The 16,143-nt window shown below is 63.6% G+C and carries 18 protein-coding genes; all 18 read right to left on the bottom strand.

Annotation, left to right across the window (positions count from 1 at the left end):
* Positions 1-14: 14 nt before the first annotated feature.
* The gene (locus HV823_RS12600) at positions 15-2,327 is read right to left on the bottom strand and encodes a hypothetical protein (protein ID WP_176950059.1); all 2,313 of its coding nucleotides are present in this window, start codon (positions 2,325-2,327) and stop codon (positions 15-17) included.
* A 14-nt stretch (positions 2,328-2,341) separates the two neighbouring features.
* Positions 2,342-3,643, bottom strand: a complete 1,302-nt coding sequence (locus HV823_RS12595) for a phage tail protein I (protein WP_176950058.1) — start codon at positions 3,641-3,643, stop codon at positions 2,342-2,344.
* Entirely contained in the window at positions 3,640-4,524 is an 885-nt protein-coding gene (locus tag HV823_RS12590) for a baseplate J/gp47 family protein (protein WP_176950057.1), read from the bottom strand. Before HV823_RS12590 ends, HV823_RS12595 begins: the two co-directional genes overlap by 4 nt.
* 23 nt (positions 4,525-4,547) lie before the next feature.
* Positions 4,548-4,946, bottom strand: a complete 399-nt coding sequence (locus HV823_RS12585) for a GPW/gp25 family protein (RefSeq protein ID WP_176950056.1) — start codon at positions 4,944-4,946, stop codon at positions 4,548-4,550.
* Positions 4,933-5,121 carry a hypothetical protein gene (locus HV823_RS12580; protein ID WP_176950055.1) on the bottom strand — a complete coding sequence of 63 codons (189 nt, stop codon included), beginning with the start codon at positions 5,119-5,121 and terminating at the stop codon, positions 4,933-4,935. The genes HV823_RS12585 and HV823_RS12580 overlap by 14 nt, the downstream gene beginning before the upstream one ends.
* A gap of 17 nt (positions 5,122-5,138) precedes the next feature.
* Positions 5,139-5,657: a baseplate assembly protein gene (locus HV823_RS12575; RefSeq protein ID WP_176950054.1), complete on the bottom strand. Its 519-nt coding sequence runs from the start codon at positions 5,655-5,657 to the stop codon at positions 5,139-5,141.
* Entirely contained in the window at positions 5,650-6,432 is a 783-nt protein-coding gene (locus tag HV823_RS12570) for a hypothetical protein (RefSeq protein ID WP_176950053.1), read from the bottom strand. Before HV823_RS12570 ends, HV823_RS12575 begins: the two co-directional genes overlap by 8 nt.
* On the bottom strand, positions 6,429-6,806 hold the full coding sequence (locus HV823_RS12565) for a hypothetical protein (RefSeq protein WP_176950052.1): 378 nt from the start codon (positions 6,804-6,806) through the stop codon (positions 6,429-6,431). Before HV823_RS12565 ends, HV823_RS12570 begins: the two co-directional genes overlap by 4 nt.
* Positions 6,807-6,810: 4 nt before the next feature.
* Positions 6,811-7,167, bottom strand: a complete 357-nt coding sequence (locus HV823_RS12560; protein WP_176950051.1) for a hypothetical protein — start codon at positions 7,165-7,167, stop codon at positions 6,811-6,813.
* Positions 7,168-7,255: 88 nt separating this feature from the next.
* A complete protein-coding gene (locus HV823_RS12555; RefSeq protein ID WP_176950050.1) occupies positions 7,256-8,266 on the bottom strand; it encodes a major capsid protein in 1,011 nt (336 codons plus the stop codon).
* An 11-nt stretch (positions 8,267-8,277) separates the two neighbouring features.
* Positions 8,278-8,658, bottom strand: a complete 381-nt coding sequence (locus tag HV823_RS12550; RefSeq protein ID WP_176950049.1) for a head decoration protein — start codon at positions 8,656-8,658, stop codon at positions 8,278-8,280.
* 1 nt (position 8,659) lies between these two features.
* The gene (locus tag HV823_RS12545; protein ID WP_176950048.1) at positions 8,660-9,721 is read right to left on the bottom strand and encodes a head maturation protease, ClpP-related; all 1,062 of its coding nucleotides are present in this window, start codon (positions 9,719-9,721) and stop codon (positions 8,660-8,662) included.
* A 10-nt stretch (positions 9,722-9,731) separates the two neighbouring features.
* On the bottom strand, positions 9,732-10,001 hold the full coding sequence (locus HV823_RS12540) for a hypothetical protein (RefSeq protein ID WP_176950047.1): 270 nt from the start codon (positions 9,999-10,001) through the stop codon (positions 9,732-9,734).
* Positions 10,001-11,593 (bottom strand): phage portal protein, encoded by a 1,593-nt coding sequence (locus HV823_RS12535; protein ID WP_210270769.1) that lies wholly within the window; start codon positions 11,591-11,593, stop codon positions 10,001-10,003. Before HV823_RS12535 ends, HV823_RS12540 begins: the two co-directional genes overlap by 1 nt.
* The gene (locus HV823_RS12530; protein WP_176950045.1) at positions 11,590-13,683 is read right to left on the bottom strand and encodes a terminase gpA endonuclease subunit; all 2,094 of its coding nucleotides are present in this window, start codon (positions 13,681-13,683) and stop codon (positions 11,590-11,592) included. The genes HV823_RS12535 and HV823_RS12530 overlap by 4 nt, the downstream gene beginning before the upstream one ends.
* Positions 13,680-14,306, bottom strand: coding sequence for a hypothetical protein (locus tag HV823_RS12525; RefSeq protein ID WP_176950044.1), 627 nt, complete (start codon positions 14,304-14,306; stop codon positions 13,680-13,682). Before HV823_RS12525 ends, HV823_RS12530 begins: the two co-directional genes overlap by 4 nt.
* Before the next feature lie 150 nt (positions 14,307-14,456).
* A complete protein-coding gene (locus tag HV823_RS12520) occupies positions 14,457-15,083 on the bottom strand; it encodes a phage tail protein (protein WP_176950043.1) in 627 nt (208 codons plus the stop codon).
* Between the two features lie 212 nt (positions 15,084-15,295).
* Complete coding sequence (locus tag HV823_RS12515; RefSeq protein WP_176950042.1) at positions 15,296-16,051, bottom strand: hypothetical protein; 756 nt, start codon at positions 16,049-16,051, stop codon at positions 15,296-15,298.
* Positions 16,052-16,143 lie beyond the last annotated feature (92 nt).

Genomic DNA, 16,143 nt, shown 5'->3' with positions numbered 1-16,143 from the left:
CCGGTCGGGGAAAATCAGAAGGTCAGGTACGTCATCCGCTCGACGTGGAAGACCTCGGTCGCAGCGGCGATTGCGCCGTCGCTGCGGATGGCGATCTGGTTGGTCGCGACCGGGATCTGCGCCGACGTCCATTCGCACGTCCGGCGGATACGTTTGCGCGTCCCGTCATTCTCCCCGATCACTTCGTCGACAACCGTCGCAGGCGCGATGTTCAGCGTACCGTGCTGCACGTCGTTCAGCTTGACGTCGAAGTCGTGGTTCGCCTCGTTGAAGTAGTCGAGGATGCAGATCACCTTGACCGACTGCGACGCCGCCGGAAGGTTGCGCGTCTTCGTATGGTGACGGAAGGTGGTCGCCGGACGGGATACCGTGACGTCGCTACCCGTCAGCTTGAACCCGGGCATCAGATCCTTCGTTCCGACGAACACCGCCCGGAAACGGACAAGCGCCGGCAGCCCGAGGAACGGATTGCCGTCGCCGCCGATCCGGAACCACGTCCCGCTACCCTCCGGCCGGACCTCGAAATGCAGTTCGGTACCGGCCGGCGTGATGCCCTCGAAGGCAATGTCGATATCGTTGATACCGCCCGAGAGGTTGAGCGACGCGAGATCCACTTCGACGCGGGTGTTGGTGAAGCTGGCAAAGTTCGCCCGCATCATCATGTCGAGCGTCAGATCGCCCTGGAAGAATGCGCCGTCGGTCGAATAGAACAGCGTGCCGGCGCCATAGTTGGCCCCCTGCGTCAAGCCGACATAGTGATCGCCGCTCGTGATGAGCACGATACCGTAGCGCTCGCCGGCCTCCAGCGCCGTCGGCGCGAGAGAAATCCGGGTCCAGTGGCTGGCCGTCTTCGGATTGCTGCCCATGACCAGATTGGCCGCAGCGATCGTCGTCTCGGCAATGACCTTGGACAGGTCCGGCTTGCCGCCGGCCGTCTTCGTCAGCAGAACGCGAACATTCCCGGTGGCCGCCACCTGCGTAAAGTACAGGTCGAACGAGGTGAGCCAACCCGCCTGGGTGTTGAGAAAGGTCTGCGCCACCATCGCGCCATTGACCGTGAAATCCGTCGCGACGCGCTCCTGGTAGTACTCGACTTCCGTGTCGTACCAGAACTGCTGCAGGCGAATGAACTTCTCCTTGCTGTTCGTGTAGGCGCTGTCGAAGTCCGTTCCAAGCGCCTGATAGGTGCGCCCGAGCTTGTCGGTGAAGATGCCCTTCGAATAGTCGAAGGTACCCGTCTTCCAGAACTCGGAGTTGTTGCAGACGGTACGCGCCAGGCCGAAGCGGAGGCGCTTTGCACTGATCGCTATCGTCTTGAACTGCACCTCCTGGTATTCGTACTGCGACAGCGAGAGCGGCTGATAGTAGGCGTCGATATTGAGACGCCTCACTTCGGTGTATCGCGGCAGGCAAAGGCCGTTCCCTGCGACAAGAACCGACGGCTCTTGCGGGTTGAACAACTGGATGGCCGTGGCCGACGCGTTGGCATCGGGAAAACGAACACCCTCCTCGACCTTGGCATAGTAGCCAGAGACCGTGTTGTCGGTAATGCTCTGGTCGAGCGCGAGAAAGTTCTCCGAGCCATAGCCCGAATAGTCGTCTTCGAGTTCGAGGGTGTCCTTGATCGCCGCGACATCAGCGAAGATCCGCGCAAGCACCGAACTGTCCGCCATCTGCCGCAGCCGGTCGTTGATGTTGGAAATGTCGGTCCCGAGCGTCGTCAGCTGCTCTCCGGCCGCCTGCTTCCAGACTTCGAGCTCGGTCGCCCGAAGGTCGAGCCGCTTGAGCGACATGAAATCGTTTTCGGACGCCCGCTCGACCGCGTCGACGCCGGTCGTGCCAAGCGTCACCCAGGCGATAACGACATTGTCGGTCGACACCGTCGGCCGCTGCGGCGCCGAGTTCTCGGTGCCATAAACGACCTGGAACTCGGCGTAGCGGAGCGCCTGCATTGCCACGCTGTCAGGCTCGGTCGCGCCCGTCTCCGCATCGATCAGGAAATCACGCGGCTCGATGTTGGTCTCGATCGCGCTGCCGATGACGACGATGGCGGCGATCTTCTTGGTCGCCAGCGGCAATTGCGAGAGGAATTCGATAGAGTGGGCCACCTCCCTTATATAGCGCTCGCCATTGGTCCAGTATGTGCCAGGCGAGATCGTGACCGAGGTGACGCCGGTCTTGGCCACAGCCATGCCCGAGAATTTCTTCTCGTCGGTCAGACCTTCGCGAACAATACGGTCGAAGGATTCCCCGGCGTAGATTCCGAAGTTGTTGAGGTCGCCCGCCTGGACCTCCTGCCTGTCGCGTATGATGACCCGCTTTTCCATGGTAATTTTCCCTTTTAGAAGTCCTTGATCCATTCGCCGACGGTGACAGAACCCAGCGCCAGCCGGTCGCCGGCAGTCGCAGGCCGCATGGTTCGCGTCCGCAGAAGCACTTTCTCGGCAGCCGCCTTCGAGACCGCCGTCGCCATGATCGCGTCTGTGACGGCATCCTTGAGGGACGCCACAACGAAACCCCACGCGAACCGCCCGAAGGCAAAGCGCGAGCGGCCTCCCCGAAGCCGCACCGTCGCGATCAGATGATGCGGTGGCAGGCCGAGAAAGCTCGCACCGGCAAAGGTGCGGGCATGGCGCTTGTCCGGCAGGCGTTCCGGATCGTGCAGGTAGACCTGATCGAAGATCCGTTCGCCCGCAGTGCCGGACGGAAGAAACAGGCGATAACGTCCATCGGCTGCCCGTCCGACGAACGAGGCCGGGTCTCCACCCAGGCGAGTAAAGAGCTGGCCGAGCCTCCGTTGACCCGGCTGGGCCACCTTGCGCGGGCGGACATCAATCGGTTGATCGCTTGGCAGGCTTCCCACGAGATGTAGCACATCCGACCTGCTGTCGTAGGCCGAGCGGATCGTCATCGCGTGGATGCGAGAGCGCGCGCCGGTGTCGATCGCAAATTGCCTGCGACGAGCGCCCTCCGAAGCGAACATACCGAAACCTGACTTGCCGGGCAGGCGGAACTGTTCAAACGCTATCGCTTCCCGCGTCTCGCCGATCGTTTCTCTGACAACCCGGACGATCGGGGTTTCGGCGCCGGTCCGGGGCTCGTAGAGGTAGGCCCTGCGACCGATGCGCCCGATTGCATCCGTCTTTGCAGGCCAAAATCCGGCCCCGGCAAACAATCTCGGAAGCCTGCCACCGGAATTGGCATAGGCCTGAAACGTCGCCGTTCCCCGCGAACGGAATGGATATACCCGTATCTGCCTGAAACGCGCGAGGTAGGCCTCGCGCTCTTCCTTCGTCAACGCCGGATCCGGAATGAATTTCGCCGGCGGTTGCCGCAACCGAACGAGGCTGGCACCGACGATATCGAGGTGCTTCTCCAGCCCCGGCTTCGTCCCCTTCAGCCGGTGCAGCGCAGCCGACGCGGCGATCACCGCCCGCTTTTTCTCGATCGACCACTCTTCCTTCCAGATGTCGACGGAGAAGGCCCACGCCAGATAGGGAAGCAGCCGCTCCGGGCAGGCCATCGGATCATAGAGCGCTCCGAGCAACTCTGTCGGCAGCCGCGGTTGATCGGCGCTCGCCAAGCTGAAAGCGCGCTCCATCGGCGTGGCATTTCGCGGGACCAGTGAACTGTAGGCGGTCAAGTCGAAACCTCCAAAGACACGTCGATATCGGTTATCCGCACCCATCCGTCCGGCCCGGGGTCAACGTCCGCCGATGGCGACGCCACGGAAACCCATTCGGTTGTGCCGCTGTGGAGGGCCGCCATCAGCCCCGATCGCGAAACCACGCGCCCGACGCGACGCCGTTCAGCGAGGTAGGCATCAAGACGAGCGCGCCCCTCGTTCAACACCAGCGATGGATCCGGACCGCGGCGCAAATGAAGGGTGGCCGAAATCACGGCATCCACCGGCCGGGCTGGCCGCACGGTGATCACCTCGCTCGCCAGCCGAATACGATCGGACAGGATCGCCTGACGCGCCAGATCGATGATATCAGCCTCGTCGTCCATGTGCGCGGCCTCAACCAGCACTGGAACGAGTATCTCGCCGACCGCCACCAGGCCCGACGCATAGTTCAGCGCGGCAGCATCGGCCACGCGCGTGTCTATGGAGAGTGCCTTGAACACATAGGCACCTGGCGTAACCTCCGAACGGGCCTCGGCAGCCAGCGCGACACGGCGCCGGAAGCGCTCGTCGCTTTCGCCGGCAAGGCGCACAAGCCCGAGGTCGGGATAGAGGGTAGCGGCGAGGTGATCGAGGTGTGACCCATAGGCGAATGCCAGCGTCATGCTTTTGGCGACGTCATTCAGGGCAAGCCTGTCAACGGTGCGCCAGTAAGTGATTTCCTCGACGGCAATGACCAGCGGATCGGTCTCGAGGACGTCGACATCCCAGTCGATCCCCTCCTCCGCCAGGCGTTGCCGCAGGCTTGCGAGATGCGCAGAGCGCATCGCCTCGAACTCGACGTCCACCAGGGCAAAAGGCGGAAGCTGCGAGAGATCGAGCTTGTCCGAAACGGTCATTCGGCAGCCCTCCGGTGATGACGCTATGAGCTGGATATGCTGATATTCGCTTCGCGAAACAGCATGGTGAAGGAAAGAACCCGTTCGACGGTGAAGTCGCCAAGGTGACCGCGTGGCCGGTAGTCGACCTCGATCACAAGCCCGAGATGACCGAGCCGGATTTCTTCGACACTGCCTTGCGGTGTGATGCGTCGCACGCGAAACCGCGGCTCCCACAGATCAATGGCGGTTGCTATGATCTGCTGGAACGCAGCAAAGAGCGGCGCGGTCACCAGGCGACCCAGGAGTTCGAGAATCCCTCCGCCGAATTCCCGGCGCATCACACGATCGCCGATCAGCGTCGTCACGATGACCTCCACACCCTGGTAGGCCGACGTGAGGCTTTCGATCGGCTTGAAGGTTCGGCGATCAATCCCGGCCATCACCGTCCCCCTTCTGCACCCGCCGCCGTTTCCGCCGCGCCGGCAATACCCGGTCGAGGGAGACGCGGCCGTGTGCGAGATCGAAAGCGGCCTCGGCCGAAGTCAGCCAGACAGTGTCCGACTTCACGAGCGCGCCGTTGACATGCGTGACGCCGCTCGAGACGCGGTAAGCCATCCTACGTTGTTCCGTCATCAGTTCGGCTCCGATGTATTCGCTCCGCCCGGAAGGACCCCGCCATGGGTATGGGTCGATCCGATGTTCCTTCCGTCGTGCTGCACCATGCCGCCGGAGACGACGAGGCCATCGCCGGAAATGACCACCGTCACGCCACCTGCGGTGACCCGCAGCGCGCCGCCAGCGACGGTAATTCGGACGCCCGCATCCTCGAAGACGTTGGCGTCCATATTGTCGTTGGGCGACGGATTGGCTTCCGAGTAGCCGCCCCGAATCAGGAAGCCCTGTCGCGGGTCACCGGTCGGATTGACGACCCCCACGACCTGCCCCTTCTTCAACGGGATGCTCGACTTGCCGGTCTCCGGATGCGGATACCAGGGGGACAGGAAAGGCCCGTCGGGTCCCTCCCCGAGCTTCAGCCGATACCCTTTGACGGGATCGATCTGCTCGACCGGCCCCATTTTCATAGCCTTGCCGAAGGCCGTCTTCAGCATCTGGAGGTCGGTGACGATGCCGACGAGAACGTCTTCAAGCATCACCGGTCACCGTGACACCGGAAAGGCCCGTGCGTTCCAAGATCGCCGTCGTCAAGGTGTCCTCCTCGCTCACCAGAGGGGCGATGCCGACGGCCAGCAGTGTCTGCTCGGAACCGAACAACTGATGCCGAAGCTTCTGCCAGTCGGTGGCAGCGGCCCCCGCCGACAGCAGCGAGCGGAGGAGAGCGCCGAGCTCGGCGTAATCGGGATGGCCTTCAAGCAGGGTGATACCACGCTCGACCGCCTGCGATTCCTCCCCGGGCACAGGCTCGGGCACGGTGGTCAGCACCACCTCGGTGAAGCGGGAAGCGTGGCGATGTCCGCTCTTGGGGTTGATACCGCGAGCATCCCGGATCACGCCTACCCTCATCACGAGGTCACGAAACAGTTCCGCCCAGGCATCTGCCGGTTTGCTCAACGCCATTCGCCACTGCCGTTCCAGGACGTTCAACGTCGCTTCATATCCGGCATCGGTCTCGCCAATACCGACGGTGACTGTTTCTTCGCCGTCGATATCGACGCTGACGGCCGATGCGACCGCAGCCTGCACAAGCATCGTGAAGCGGATGCTGCGGCCAAAGAAACCGGCGTCATTGCCACCGTCCTCGGGCTGCTCGCTTTCCTCGATCGAGACGACGAGGATCGGCTTTTCCTCGCCCTTGAGGATATCGGGAAGCGGGCCAATACGGCTGTCGAAGATGGCCTCTTTGGCAACGGTCCGCCCGCGCATCGCCTGAACTGCGGCGATCTGCAGGAGTTGACGAACGATGCTCATGACTTGACCTTCGAAACGTAGAGGATGACCAGGCCGGGCTGGTCGCAATTGACCGCGTCGACGCGGAACTGATCTCCGTTTGCGCGCCGAACAATGTCGCCCTCGCGCGGCATCCACGCGAGCGCCGTTCGCTGGATCGAAAACGTCGTGCGGGCCAGCGTCCCGAACACACGGTTCTTGGCCTCCCGGCGATCACCCAGCTGCTCGCTGCCGGGATCGACATCGTAGCGCGCACGGACGGAATCCTGCCGGGTGCGATCTCCATCGTCGCGCTCGCCCATCTCACCCGCGACACGCGGAACGATGGCAATGTCTTCGCCAAACACGGCCCGCGTCAGGCCGGGCAGCCTTTCACGCACTGCGCCGAAATCCATCGCCCTAACCCTTCAGCTTCGCGAGTGCTTCCTCGGCGACTTTTAGTGCGGCCTCGGCATCCGCCTTGGCGACCATGTCGGCCCCTGCGGCATCGACCGCAGCCTTCGCGTCGGCGACTGCGGTCTGCGCAGCGGCGACTTCGTCTGCCGTGCTGGCCGGCTGTTTGGCGGAACCGCCGACCTTCTTCACCGTTTCGGCATCCACCTCCACAGCGAAACGGTTGTGGACCAGCGATAGACCATAGGCGACCGGAACCGCGATAGGCTTGTGAGGCGAAACCTCGACATCCTTGTCGGTGCCCATGGCGGCCCGATCCAGCAGCCCGCCGGCCGGGAGGGCGATAAACATCTTTTTGCTCATGACTTTCCTTCCTGTGCGCAAACGCAGCAAGTGGGATGAACAGCCGGGCCAGATGACCCGGCTGATTGAAATCGCGGACGCCCGGAAATCAGGTCAGCGTCAGCTCGCGCAGGGCCTGTGGCCGGGTGCAGAGCGAAATCGAATTCATCTGCACTTCGAGGTCGTATCCCTTGCCGTTGGGTTTCGCCACGGCGCGCGAATAGAAGGGAAGGCCCGGGGTGTTGACGGTCTCGTTGTAGTCCGCAGGCGCAAACCGTGTGATGAACAGACCTGCCACGCCCTTCGGCACGACACGGGCGCGATCGGTAGCGATGTAAGGCGCGCCCGCGTCTTCGGTTGCCCGCGCGCCGGTCTTGTAGCGCTCCCAGGTCGCACCGCCGAACTCGAAGACGTCAGGAACGTCCTGCCGCAGCACGACCGCGCCGCTACCATAGAGGAAGGTTTCGCGGACCGACTTGTGCTGCCACATGCGCTTGTGGAAATCGCGGCCGGTATAGACGTGCAGCCCGTCATAGGGTTCGTCGAGGGCATCTTCGATCGAATAAACGACGTCCTGCCACAGGTTCGTCACCTGTGTGGATTCGACATCGAGTTCCAGCGCGACAGCCGCGGGAACGGCGATGCCGAAGACGTTATAGAGATTGTGCAGGACCTTGCCGGACTTCGAGGTCACGATGCCCTTGATACCGCCGACGCGCTGATGCTCGAGCGTCATCGTCAGATCCGCTGCATGGCGCTGGGCACGACGATTGACGCGATCTTCGAGTACCTCCAGCGTGTCTTCCGTCCCGAAGGCGCGAACGTTCTGGACCTCGTCGGCCTTGATGGCGTCGTCGCGCTGGTAGTGGTCGACCTCGAACGGAACCTTCGTGCGCTTTTCCTGGTCGGTCGTTTCGCCCGGGCCGCCCCGCTCGGACGGTTCGACAAGGGCAAGCTTGCCGTCGCGCAATTCCACCGACACGATGGTCGTGGTGACGCTGTCTTCCTCAAAGAGACCCGAGGCGCTGATCTGGCCCGGGCGATAGTGCTCCTGGTTGACGGCGGCGGTAAGGCTCTCCAGGCTGTAGGGATCGCCGGTGTGGGTATTCTGTCCAGGCATGGGGGCTCTCCTTAGCGGGCCTTGATGCCGACGGAGCGGAGCTGCGTCAGTTTGGCGTTGCGTTTCGTGGCGTCGTTGACCGAGGCGTGGAACACCAGCATCGGCGCTTTGGCCTCGGCATCCTTGTTGACGACAACCGCCTCGACGTCGGCGGCGGTCGCGTCGACCGGATAGGCGAGCACGGCGATGGCGGTTTCGGCGCCTTCGTTGCCGGCCACCTCGGCGTGCGGCGAGGCGACGTACTTCTTGCTAGCCGTGACTTGGCCGAGCGCTGTCCCGGCTTCCAGTTTGCCGGCGCCGGAGGCGATGGTGACCGTGTCACGCGACAGGAGCCCGTTGGCCTCCGACAGGAGAAAGGCGAGCGGGCGCGCGCTTTCGGTAAAGGTTTCCATGTCAGGCTCCCTTCGTTGCGTTGCGGCGGGCATTGAAGATCGCCGTCGGGTTGAGTTTGGCGGCCACGGATGGGGCTGCCGTCTTTTCGCCACCCGGCTGCGCAAGCGCCGAGGCGGCCAGACGGCGGGCCTCGTAGCTTTCTCCAGCGCCGTTGCCGGCGGACGCCTGCGGCGCGGCTTTCAGCGCTGCCACCGCGGCTTCTGCCGTCATGTCGGTCTCATAGGCGAAGTGGCTCGCGAGGGCCTCACGCCCGGTGGCCTCTTCACTGGTGGTGATCGCCTTGATGCGGGCCTTGGTGTCGGCCTGCGCCTTGGCGGTTGCGTCGGCGAGCGCCTTCGCGGTATCGGCGGAGGTCATGTCCGCCTGGCTGTTTTCCGTCGGCATGGATTTCTCCCGTTTCGTTTGACGGTTGGCGGCAGTGGCGGACGCCAGTGCCTTGGGACGGGCCTCGGTGTGAGACCAGTTTTTCCGGCCAGTGAGCGCGACCAGGCGCTCCGGCGCATGCGCATAAATGCTGTAGTCGTGAGCCGCGGCGGCCTTGGCCTTGTCGTCGTTCGCCGACGTGGCAAAACCGCGCTCGACAGCCTCGTCGGCCGTCAGCCAAAGTTCGGCCTTCATGTCGGCGCGAATGTCGCCGAGATCTTCACCGGTGACCTCGGCATAGATGCCGGCGAGGTTCTCGGCGTGCTTTTCGAGCATCTTGACGGCCCGCTCCATGTCGGCCGCCGTGCCCCACACGACCGAGGACGGGTCGTGGATCATCATCATCGCGCCCTTGCGCATGATGCGCTCGTCGCCCGCCATGGCGATGACCGAGGCGCTGGACGCGGCCATCGCGTCGACCACGACGGTGACCTTGCCTTTATGAGCAACGAGCGAATTGAAGATCGCGACGCCGTCGTCGACGTATCCGCCGCCGGAATTGATCCGGACAACGATATCGGTGTCCCGCCCGATCTCGGCGAGCGCGTCGATCACCTCGCGCGAAGTGAAGCCGTCACCCCAATAGCTCTCGCCGACAAACCCGTAGAGCACGAGCTCGCCGTTCACCAGAACAGCCATGTTAGATTCCTCACGTGAAGCGGATGTGCTTTGCGAAGCGTGTGCGTCGTCCGCTGGTTTTAAGGTTGCAGGCGGCGGAAAGGCGTTCGAGCTCACGATCGAGCGCCGCCATGTTCGTCGACGAAAAGCGAACCATTTCGCGGGTGACCGGCGACTGGATCGACATCTCCTCGACCCGCTCGCCCGACAGGATCTGCAGTTTGACCGCATAGAGCGCCTGGTAGAGCGCACACGGATCGTCGCCATCGACGGCAGTCCCGTTCATCTTGACCGTGGCCATTACCGTTCCGCCCTCTCCTGGTCGTCCTCTTCGCCGCTACGTCCCGGCTGGCCGCCGCCGACATTGCGGACAAAGGGCGACGGCATGCCGGCATCGACATATCGCTGGTGTTCCATGAGCCGCTGCTCGAACACCTCGTCGGGATCGAGGCCCATTTCGGCGCATTCATGCGCCAGCGTCGTCGTCCCGTTGGCGAGCCGCTCCGAGGTGGCCTTGGCGGCCTTGCCGTCGTCCGCGGTCGGCTTCGCCGGACCCTGCCACAAGGCCCAGCTGATCCGCTCGCGATTGGCTGCAAACGCCTCGTATCCCCCCTTGAAGGGAATACGGCCCTCGCCGATCTCCTCGTCGAGAAAGCCCTCGTAGGGCACCTGGTAGTGCGGAGCGGCGATGCGTTCGCGGCGGCGCAGAACGACGGGCCAAAGAGCCGACGTCTCCATCCGGACAGACGAATAGGTCGCGTCCGAATAGTCCATCGTCAGCCCGCCATAAGTGACGCCGAGCGCGCGGGCCATGTCGCGCGAAAGAGCCTTGGCAAACGGCAGATACTCGCCACCCGGAATCTTCGCCGTCTCGAAGGACAGGTTTTCACCGGGCGCCAGGTGCGACACCGTCGGGTCGCCGCTGACGTTGATGCTGGACTCTGCGGCTTTCTCCAGCCGAGCGCTCATGTAGTCGACGAACTCGCCCTCGAGCGCCTCGTCATTGAGCGCCGCCATGGCCTCGAACGCATCCTTGCTCGGAGCGTCGCTGGTCAGCGTGATGGCAAAGATCGTTTGCAGCACTGCCATCTGCAGGGTCGCATCGTCGAGAATCTCATGCTGGATGTGCCGGCGAAACGCCGGCGCCAGCAACGAAATCCCGCGGACGTCCGTGGCGTCCATCGGGTCGAAAGCGTGCAGAACGAGCGTTCTGCCCTCTCGATCGCGCGCCGCATAGTCGCGTGTGATGCTGAGGCCGGTCTCGCGGGTGCGAAACCGATAGTGCGTGGCCCGCCCGTTCTCGTCATGGAAGATGCCCTGATGCAGGCCTTCCAGTTCGCGCGTCTCGCGCACCAGGCGCGAAGGCGGAACCAACAGCATTTTTGTGCCGGAGGCGATGCCATAGCGCCGGCGCTGACCGCGGTCCATATAGGAGATGACGCCGGTGCTTTCGCCGAAGGCGATCCACCAGCGAAGGCCGATATCTGCCATCTGCGGAACCGTCAGCTTGCCGCGAAGATCGCACTCGGCGGCGTTCCACGCCCACATCTTCCAGCGCTTTTTGACAAGGGCGATAAAGTCCGCTCGCTCCTTGTCGTCGTAGCCGAGGCCCGAAAGGTCGGGCTGCGGGTTGAGCGTCAGCTCCGTCCCGACGGTGTCGGCAAGGATCTGGTCGCATGCACCCTTCAGTCGCCCCGAATTCTGAATCAGATCCATGGCGAGTGCTGCCGTTCGGTCCCATACGCGGCGCACCTCGTCGCGATGCTCGCGAAGATAGGCCGGACGGGCAGCGATCACGCCGGAGCGGGTGTCGCGCAGATAGGCACGCGGGCGCGCCTGCGCTCCATCGTGCACGGCGCGCCCCGCAGGCACTCTGATCCTCGGCTTCGTCAACGGTTCTTCCATCGGTTCGGTTTCTTTTCACGCGGGGGCCGCTTCGGCTTACCCGCAAACGGACCCTCTTCGGCGACGCTGAAGAGATCCGGTTCAGCCGGCTTGCCGTGCACGCTGATCAGCAGGTCGGCCCACCGCTCGGCGTTGAGGCGACGCTGGTTCTTCAGCTGCCACGCTAGCGCAAAGGCATAGACGGTGGCGTCGAACCAGTCGTTCGCCCGGCCGATGACCTTCTTCCAGACCCGCCCGGCTTTGGGATTGATCAGCCGGCGAGCACGTCGGTTGACAATCTCCCGAGCTTCCTCCTCGGCATCGACGAGCCGCTCCGCCGTCATTTCCTCGGCGAAGCTCTGGTCGCAGAGCGAAGCGGCCATGTGCAGCGTGCCCCGCGGCCAGTTACCCTTTTCGTCAGGCCCCTGGACGAGGTTGGCGAGCCCGGCCATCACCGCCGTTTTGATGTCGTAGTTGCCGACCGGATAGAGCATCACCTTGGCAATGATGCGCTTGCGGTGATCGCGAATGTCCTTCTTGCTCGGCGTGCCAAGCCACGGAAGACCAGGCTGATGGCGACCGTCAAGGGCGAAGACGTTCGGCCGTCCGGCGCAAAAGCGGTAGACGCGATCGGTGGCGAAACCGGCATCGACGCCCGAAAGGTCGATACCCTTCTCACCGCCGCCGGCGGTCTCGTAGGTTCGCATTAGCGCATCGGCCAGCGCAATCCAGGGCTCGTCGGTCTGCTCCGGTGCACCCTCGAACACCTCACGATCTATGAGATAGAATTGTTCACCGGGGCCGATGGCATAGACGACCCATTTGATGCCGTAGCTCTGGACGTCTGCGGCAGAAACAATGAGCCCGGCGTCGACCGGGATCTTTCGCGCCGGCCGCAAAGCGCCCTTTGCGGCATCGACGATCTTCTCCCATTCAACCGTCAGGCCACCGGGATCGTATGGCTCAGCCAGGTCCTGCTGATAGAACACCCGCAACTTTGTCGTGTCGCCCTGCGCCGTCTGCCATCGATCCCAGACGTCGGACCATCGCTCTCGCGGCGCATAAGCCGCCCAGAGATGGTAGCTCGGCTGCAGGTCGCGACACCGCCCTTCGCAGGGCGGGCACTGGTAATCGGCGATCTCGCCGGCCGGAATTGCCAGCGGCACGGCCGCTTCGCCTTCCCGAACCCGACTGGCGATCCAGACACCGCGCCGTGCCATCTCGCCCTTGTGGCCATCGAGGATCACCCCGTCGCACTTTGGGCAGCGGAAATGGACAGGCAGCCCGTGCGCCTCATCCGGTCCGCGCATCTGATCGAACACGAACGGATGAAACACCTCGCAATGGGGGCAAGGCATATACCAGTAGCGTTTGTCGCCGGCCTCGAAATCGGCGGTGATCACGCACTCGCCGGCAATACCCGGTGTCGAACCCTGCCATTCCTTGGCAAAATCGCCATACATCTTCTGCCGGGTCCGCGCCTGGTCGCGCGGGCTCCCGCGACCATCGACGTCCTTCGGATAGCCGGTCACCTCGTCCATGGCGAGATACTTGATCGACACCATCTGCAGACCCTTCGAAGAGCCTGCATTGACGACCTGGCAGAAGCCACCCGCGTAGCGCTTGAACGATGTCGTCGAGCCGGCCTCGTCGCGGCTGTTAACCGGCATCACCTTGTGGCTGATGCGCGGGCTGGCCTCGATCGTCGGCTGCAGCTTGATCCTGTTGAACTTCGTCGCCTCTTCCAGCGTCGGCAACACGATCATCATCGATCCCGGCGCCTGGTCGACAACGAAGCAGAACCAGTTCTCGATCGCCGTGGACTTGCCGAGCTGCGCCGCCCAGCGACAGGTGACACGCCGCGCCGGATGATCCGGATGCAGGCAGTCCTGCGGTTCCCGCAGATAGGGCACGCGGTCCGTGCGAAAATCGCCGGGCCAGGGGGAACCTGACTCGGCCGAGACCTTGCGATGCCGGTCTGCATGCTCGCTGATAGTGAGGTCCTCGACCGGGCGGCTCGCGGCCTCGAGCCCACGGAAAAGCACGGTAGAACCACGGGGCAGCCGAGGAAATCTCAGCCGCACATCATGGATCGTCATTGGAGCGATACCCCTTCGGCGGTTTCGATCATGCCGGCCTCGACCGCCTCCTCCTCGCGCCGTGCTGCATCGAGGCGCATCAGGATCTCGCGATTGAAGACGCTGAGCCCGCTCTTGATGAAGTTCTTCAGCGCCAGGCGAACGGTCCGCTCGTCCCAGCCATATTTGAGCGAAAGTGTCGCCGCCTCGCTCTCCACCGCCCGCTCGAAGGCGCTCTGCATCAGCACGACGGCATCGCGTCCGGCCTGGTCAACTTCCGCAACCAGCGTCAGTTCCTTGCGGCGCTCGGCGAGATCCATCTCGCGCAGCTCTGCGTCTGCCTGGGCCTTGCGTGCCGCGCCGTCGGACTGGCTACCGGCAAAGCGCTGCGCCGGCACCCCGCCCCGCGCAGCTGAGGGCGGCGCCGAGGTGGGCGCAGCCGCCATCGGCCGCAGACGGATATTGGCCTGCCTATGTTCGAGCAGAGCACCGAACTCGACGAGATTGGACTTTCCTGACGGACGAAGCGCCAGCGCCTCGCTGTGCTGCTTGAGATAGCGCGACAGCGTCGACCGGTCGACGGCATCACCGCGCGCCGTCAACCGGGTCGCGGCCTCCGTGATCGAAATCCAGTCTTCTTCCATCGTGCATCATCCGTGCAGGACACGCGTGCAAGCACGTGTGTTGCGTGTACCGCTTTCAACGACACCTACTGGTAAAATCTCAGGCGCTCGTACGCCCGTCGGGGGCGAGAGCGCCGGTACGGTCCCTAACCCCGGGGGGTGGGCTGCCGGTCAGTCGAAGAAGCCGGGAACGAGAAAGCCGATCTCGTGCATGACACGGTCGGGCAAGTCCTTCGTCACCGTCTCCATGAACACCCTCGCCGTCGCGCCCTTCACCATCTCGGAAGGGATGACGACGCCGGAGTCGAGAAAGTCGAGCGGACGCCGGTCCTTACCCGCGCGCCGGTAGACATGGCCATGCAGGCCTTTCGCCGCGACACGGTTCGGGAAGCGCCCGCCCTTGATGAACGAGCCCGCAAACTGCTGCCGCTTGCCGAAAGGTGCTGCCGATACACCCGCCCGGGTTTCGCGCGCGCCGAAGTACTTCAGCGAAATGTCCCCACCCGACGAGGAAATTTCATAGACGAGGCTTGCGCCTTCCGACACGTTGATCGTGCGGGACGTGGCCGAGATCGAAGCACCGCCGGCCTTTCGGACCTTCAGCGCCGACTTGATCGTGCCATAGGGCAAGCCGGTCTGCCTTGCCAAGGTGCGGCTGACCTGCGTCAGGGCCTTGGCGCCGGTGTGGTTGACCGCCCGCTGCAGCACCAACTGCTTCTGCGCGCCATTCAGGCGCCCGAGCACATTCACCGTTCGCTGAATGCCGGAGACGTCGCCCCATTTGATCGTAAGCGACATCGCCAGCCTCTTGTCAGGATAGCCGCCATTACAGCGGCGGGTGCATGACAGCCTCCATCCGAAAAGGATTTCAAAGGCCGAAAACGGCGAAACCCGCCGGGCGTTCGCCTAGCGGGTTTCTCTGACCTTTTTCAGTGTGCTTACACTATGTCAAACAACTGGCGCAGTTCAAGAGCCGAAACTGACGGACATTCCAGCGCCTTTTCAATACGTTACGCAGCCTCGACCAAACGTACCCATGGTTGCCTGTCCGGGCGAAACGGCAAAAGGACGTGATTTTCCAGCCGCGGCGCAAGCGATTCGTGCAGATGCACCAGCGCGTCCTGCCACAATTGCCAGTCCAGCCGGGAGAGGATCGCGCCACGGACGGGCGTGGTCAGCTCGTACTTGCGATATGCACCCCGCATCGGCCTGCGCTTGGCCGGGTCGCGGCCATCGGCCTCATACTCATAGATGCGGCCGAAAGCATCCTTGGCCTTGCGCTTTACGAACCAGCGGGGCTTCCCGTTCATCGAGACTGGTTGCGCGAACGGCTCTTCCGCCTCCCAGTCCGGGCCGTGGCCGAGCACCGCCGACGACAACACGAGCGTGACGACGTGATCGCCATTGACGATGTCGCCCCGCAAACGCTGTTCCTCGATCACGCGCGCCACCTCGGCCGCCACCAACCCATGCCCGTCGTGCCATTCCGGGAAAGGCTGCCAGCCCGGCGCGACATCAAAGCCGCCGCGCGCAGCAAGCCCCATCACGGCATCGGCCGCGATCAGCGCATCGGCCTGGGGCTCCTCCCGCCGGGCCTGCCCTAGCGGCGTCCCGCCATCGATACGGGTGCCGAGCGCGCCGACCCGCTCGATTATCGACCAGGCGGAGGATCCGTATCCGAGATTTTCGCGCTCTTCCGGCCGCCAGCCTGCCAGTTCCACCGCAAAGGCCCATGTCAGCAGACGTTCGATGCTCACCTTTTTCATGTTTTACCCTCTCATTTGACCCTTATGGACAGGAAGGACAGCATCCGTTTTCAAAATGGACAGATAGATGAATGCTGCGGACAGATATTCTC

The organism is Mycoplana rhizolycopersici (assembly GCF_013378445.1).
In the GTDB taxonomy this organism is placed as follows: Bacteria; Pseudomonadota; Alphaproteobacteria; order Rhizobiales; family Rhizobiaceae; genus Mycoplana; species Mycoplana rhizolycopersici.
This window is presented reverse-complemented; position numbering and strand designations above follow the sequence as displayed.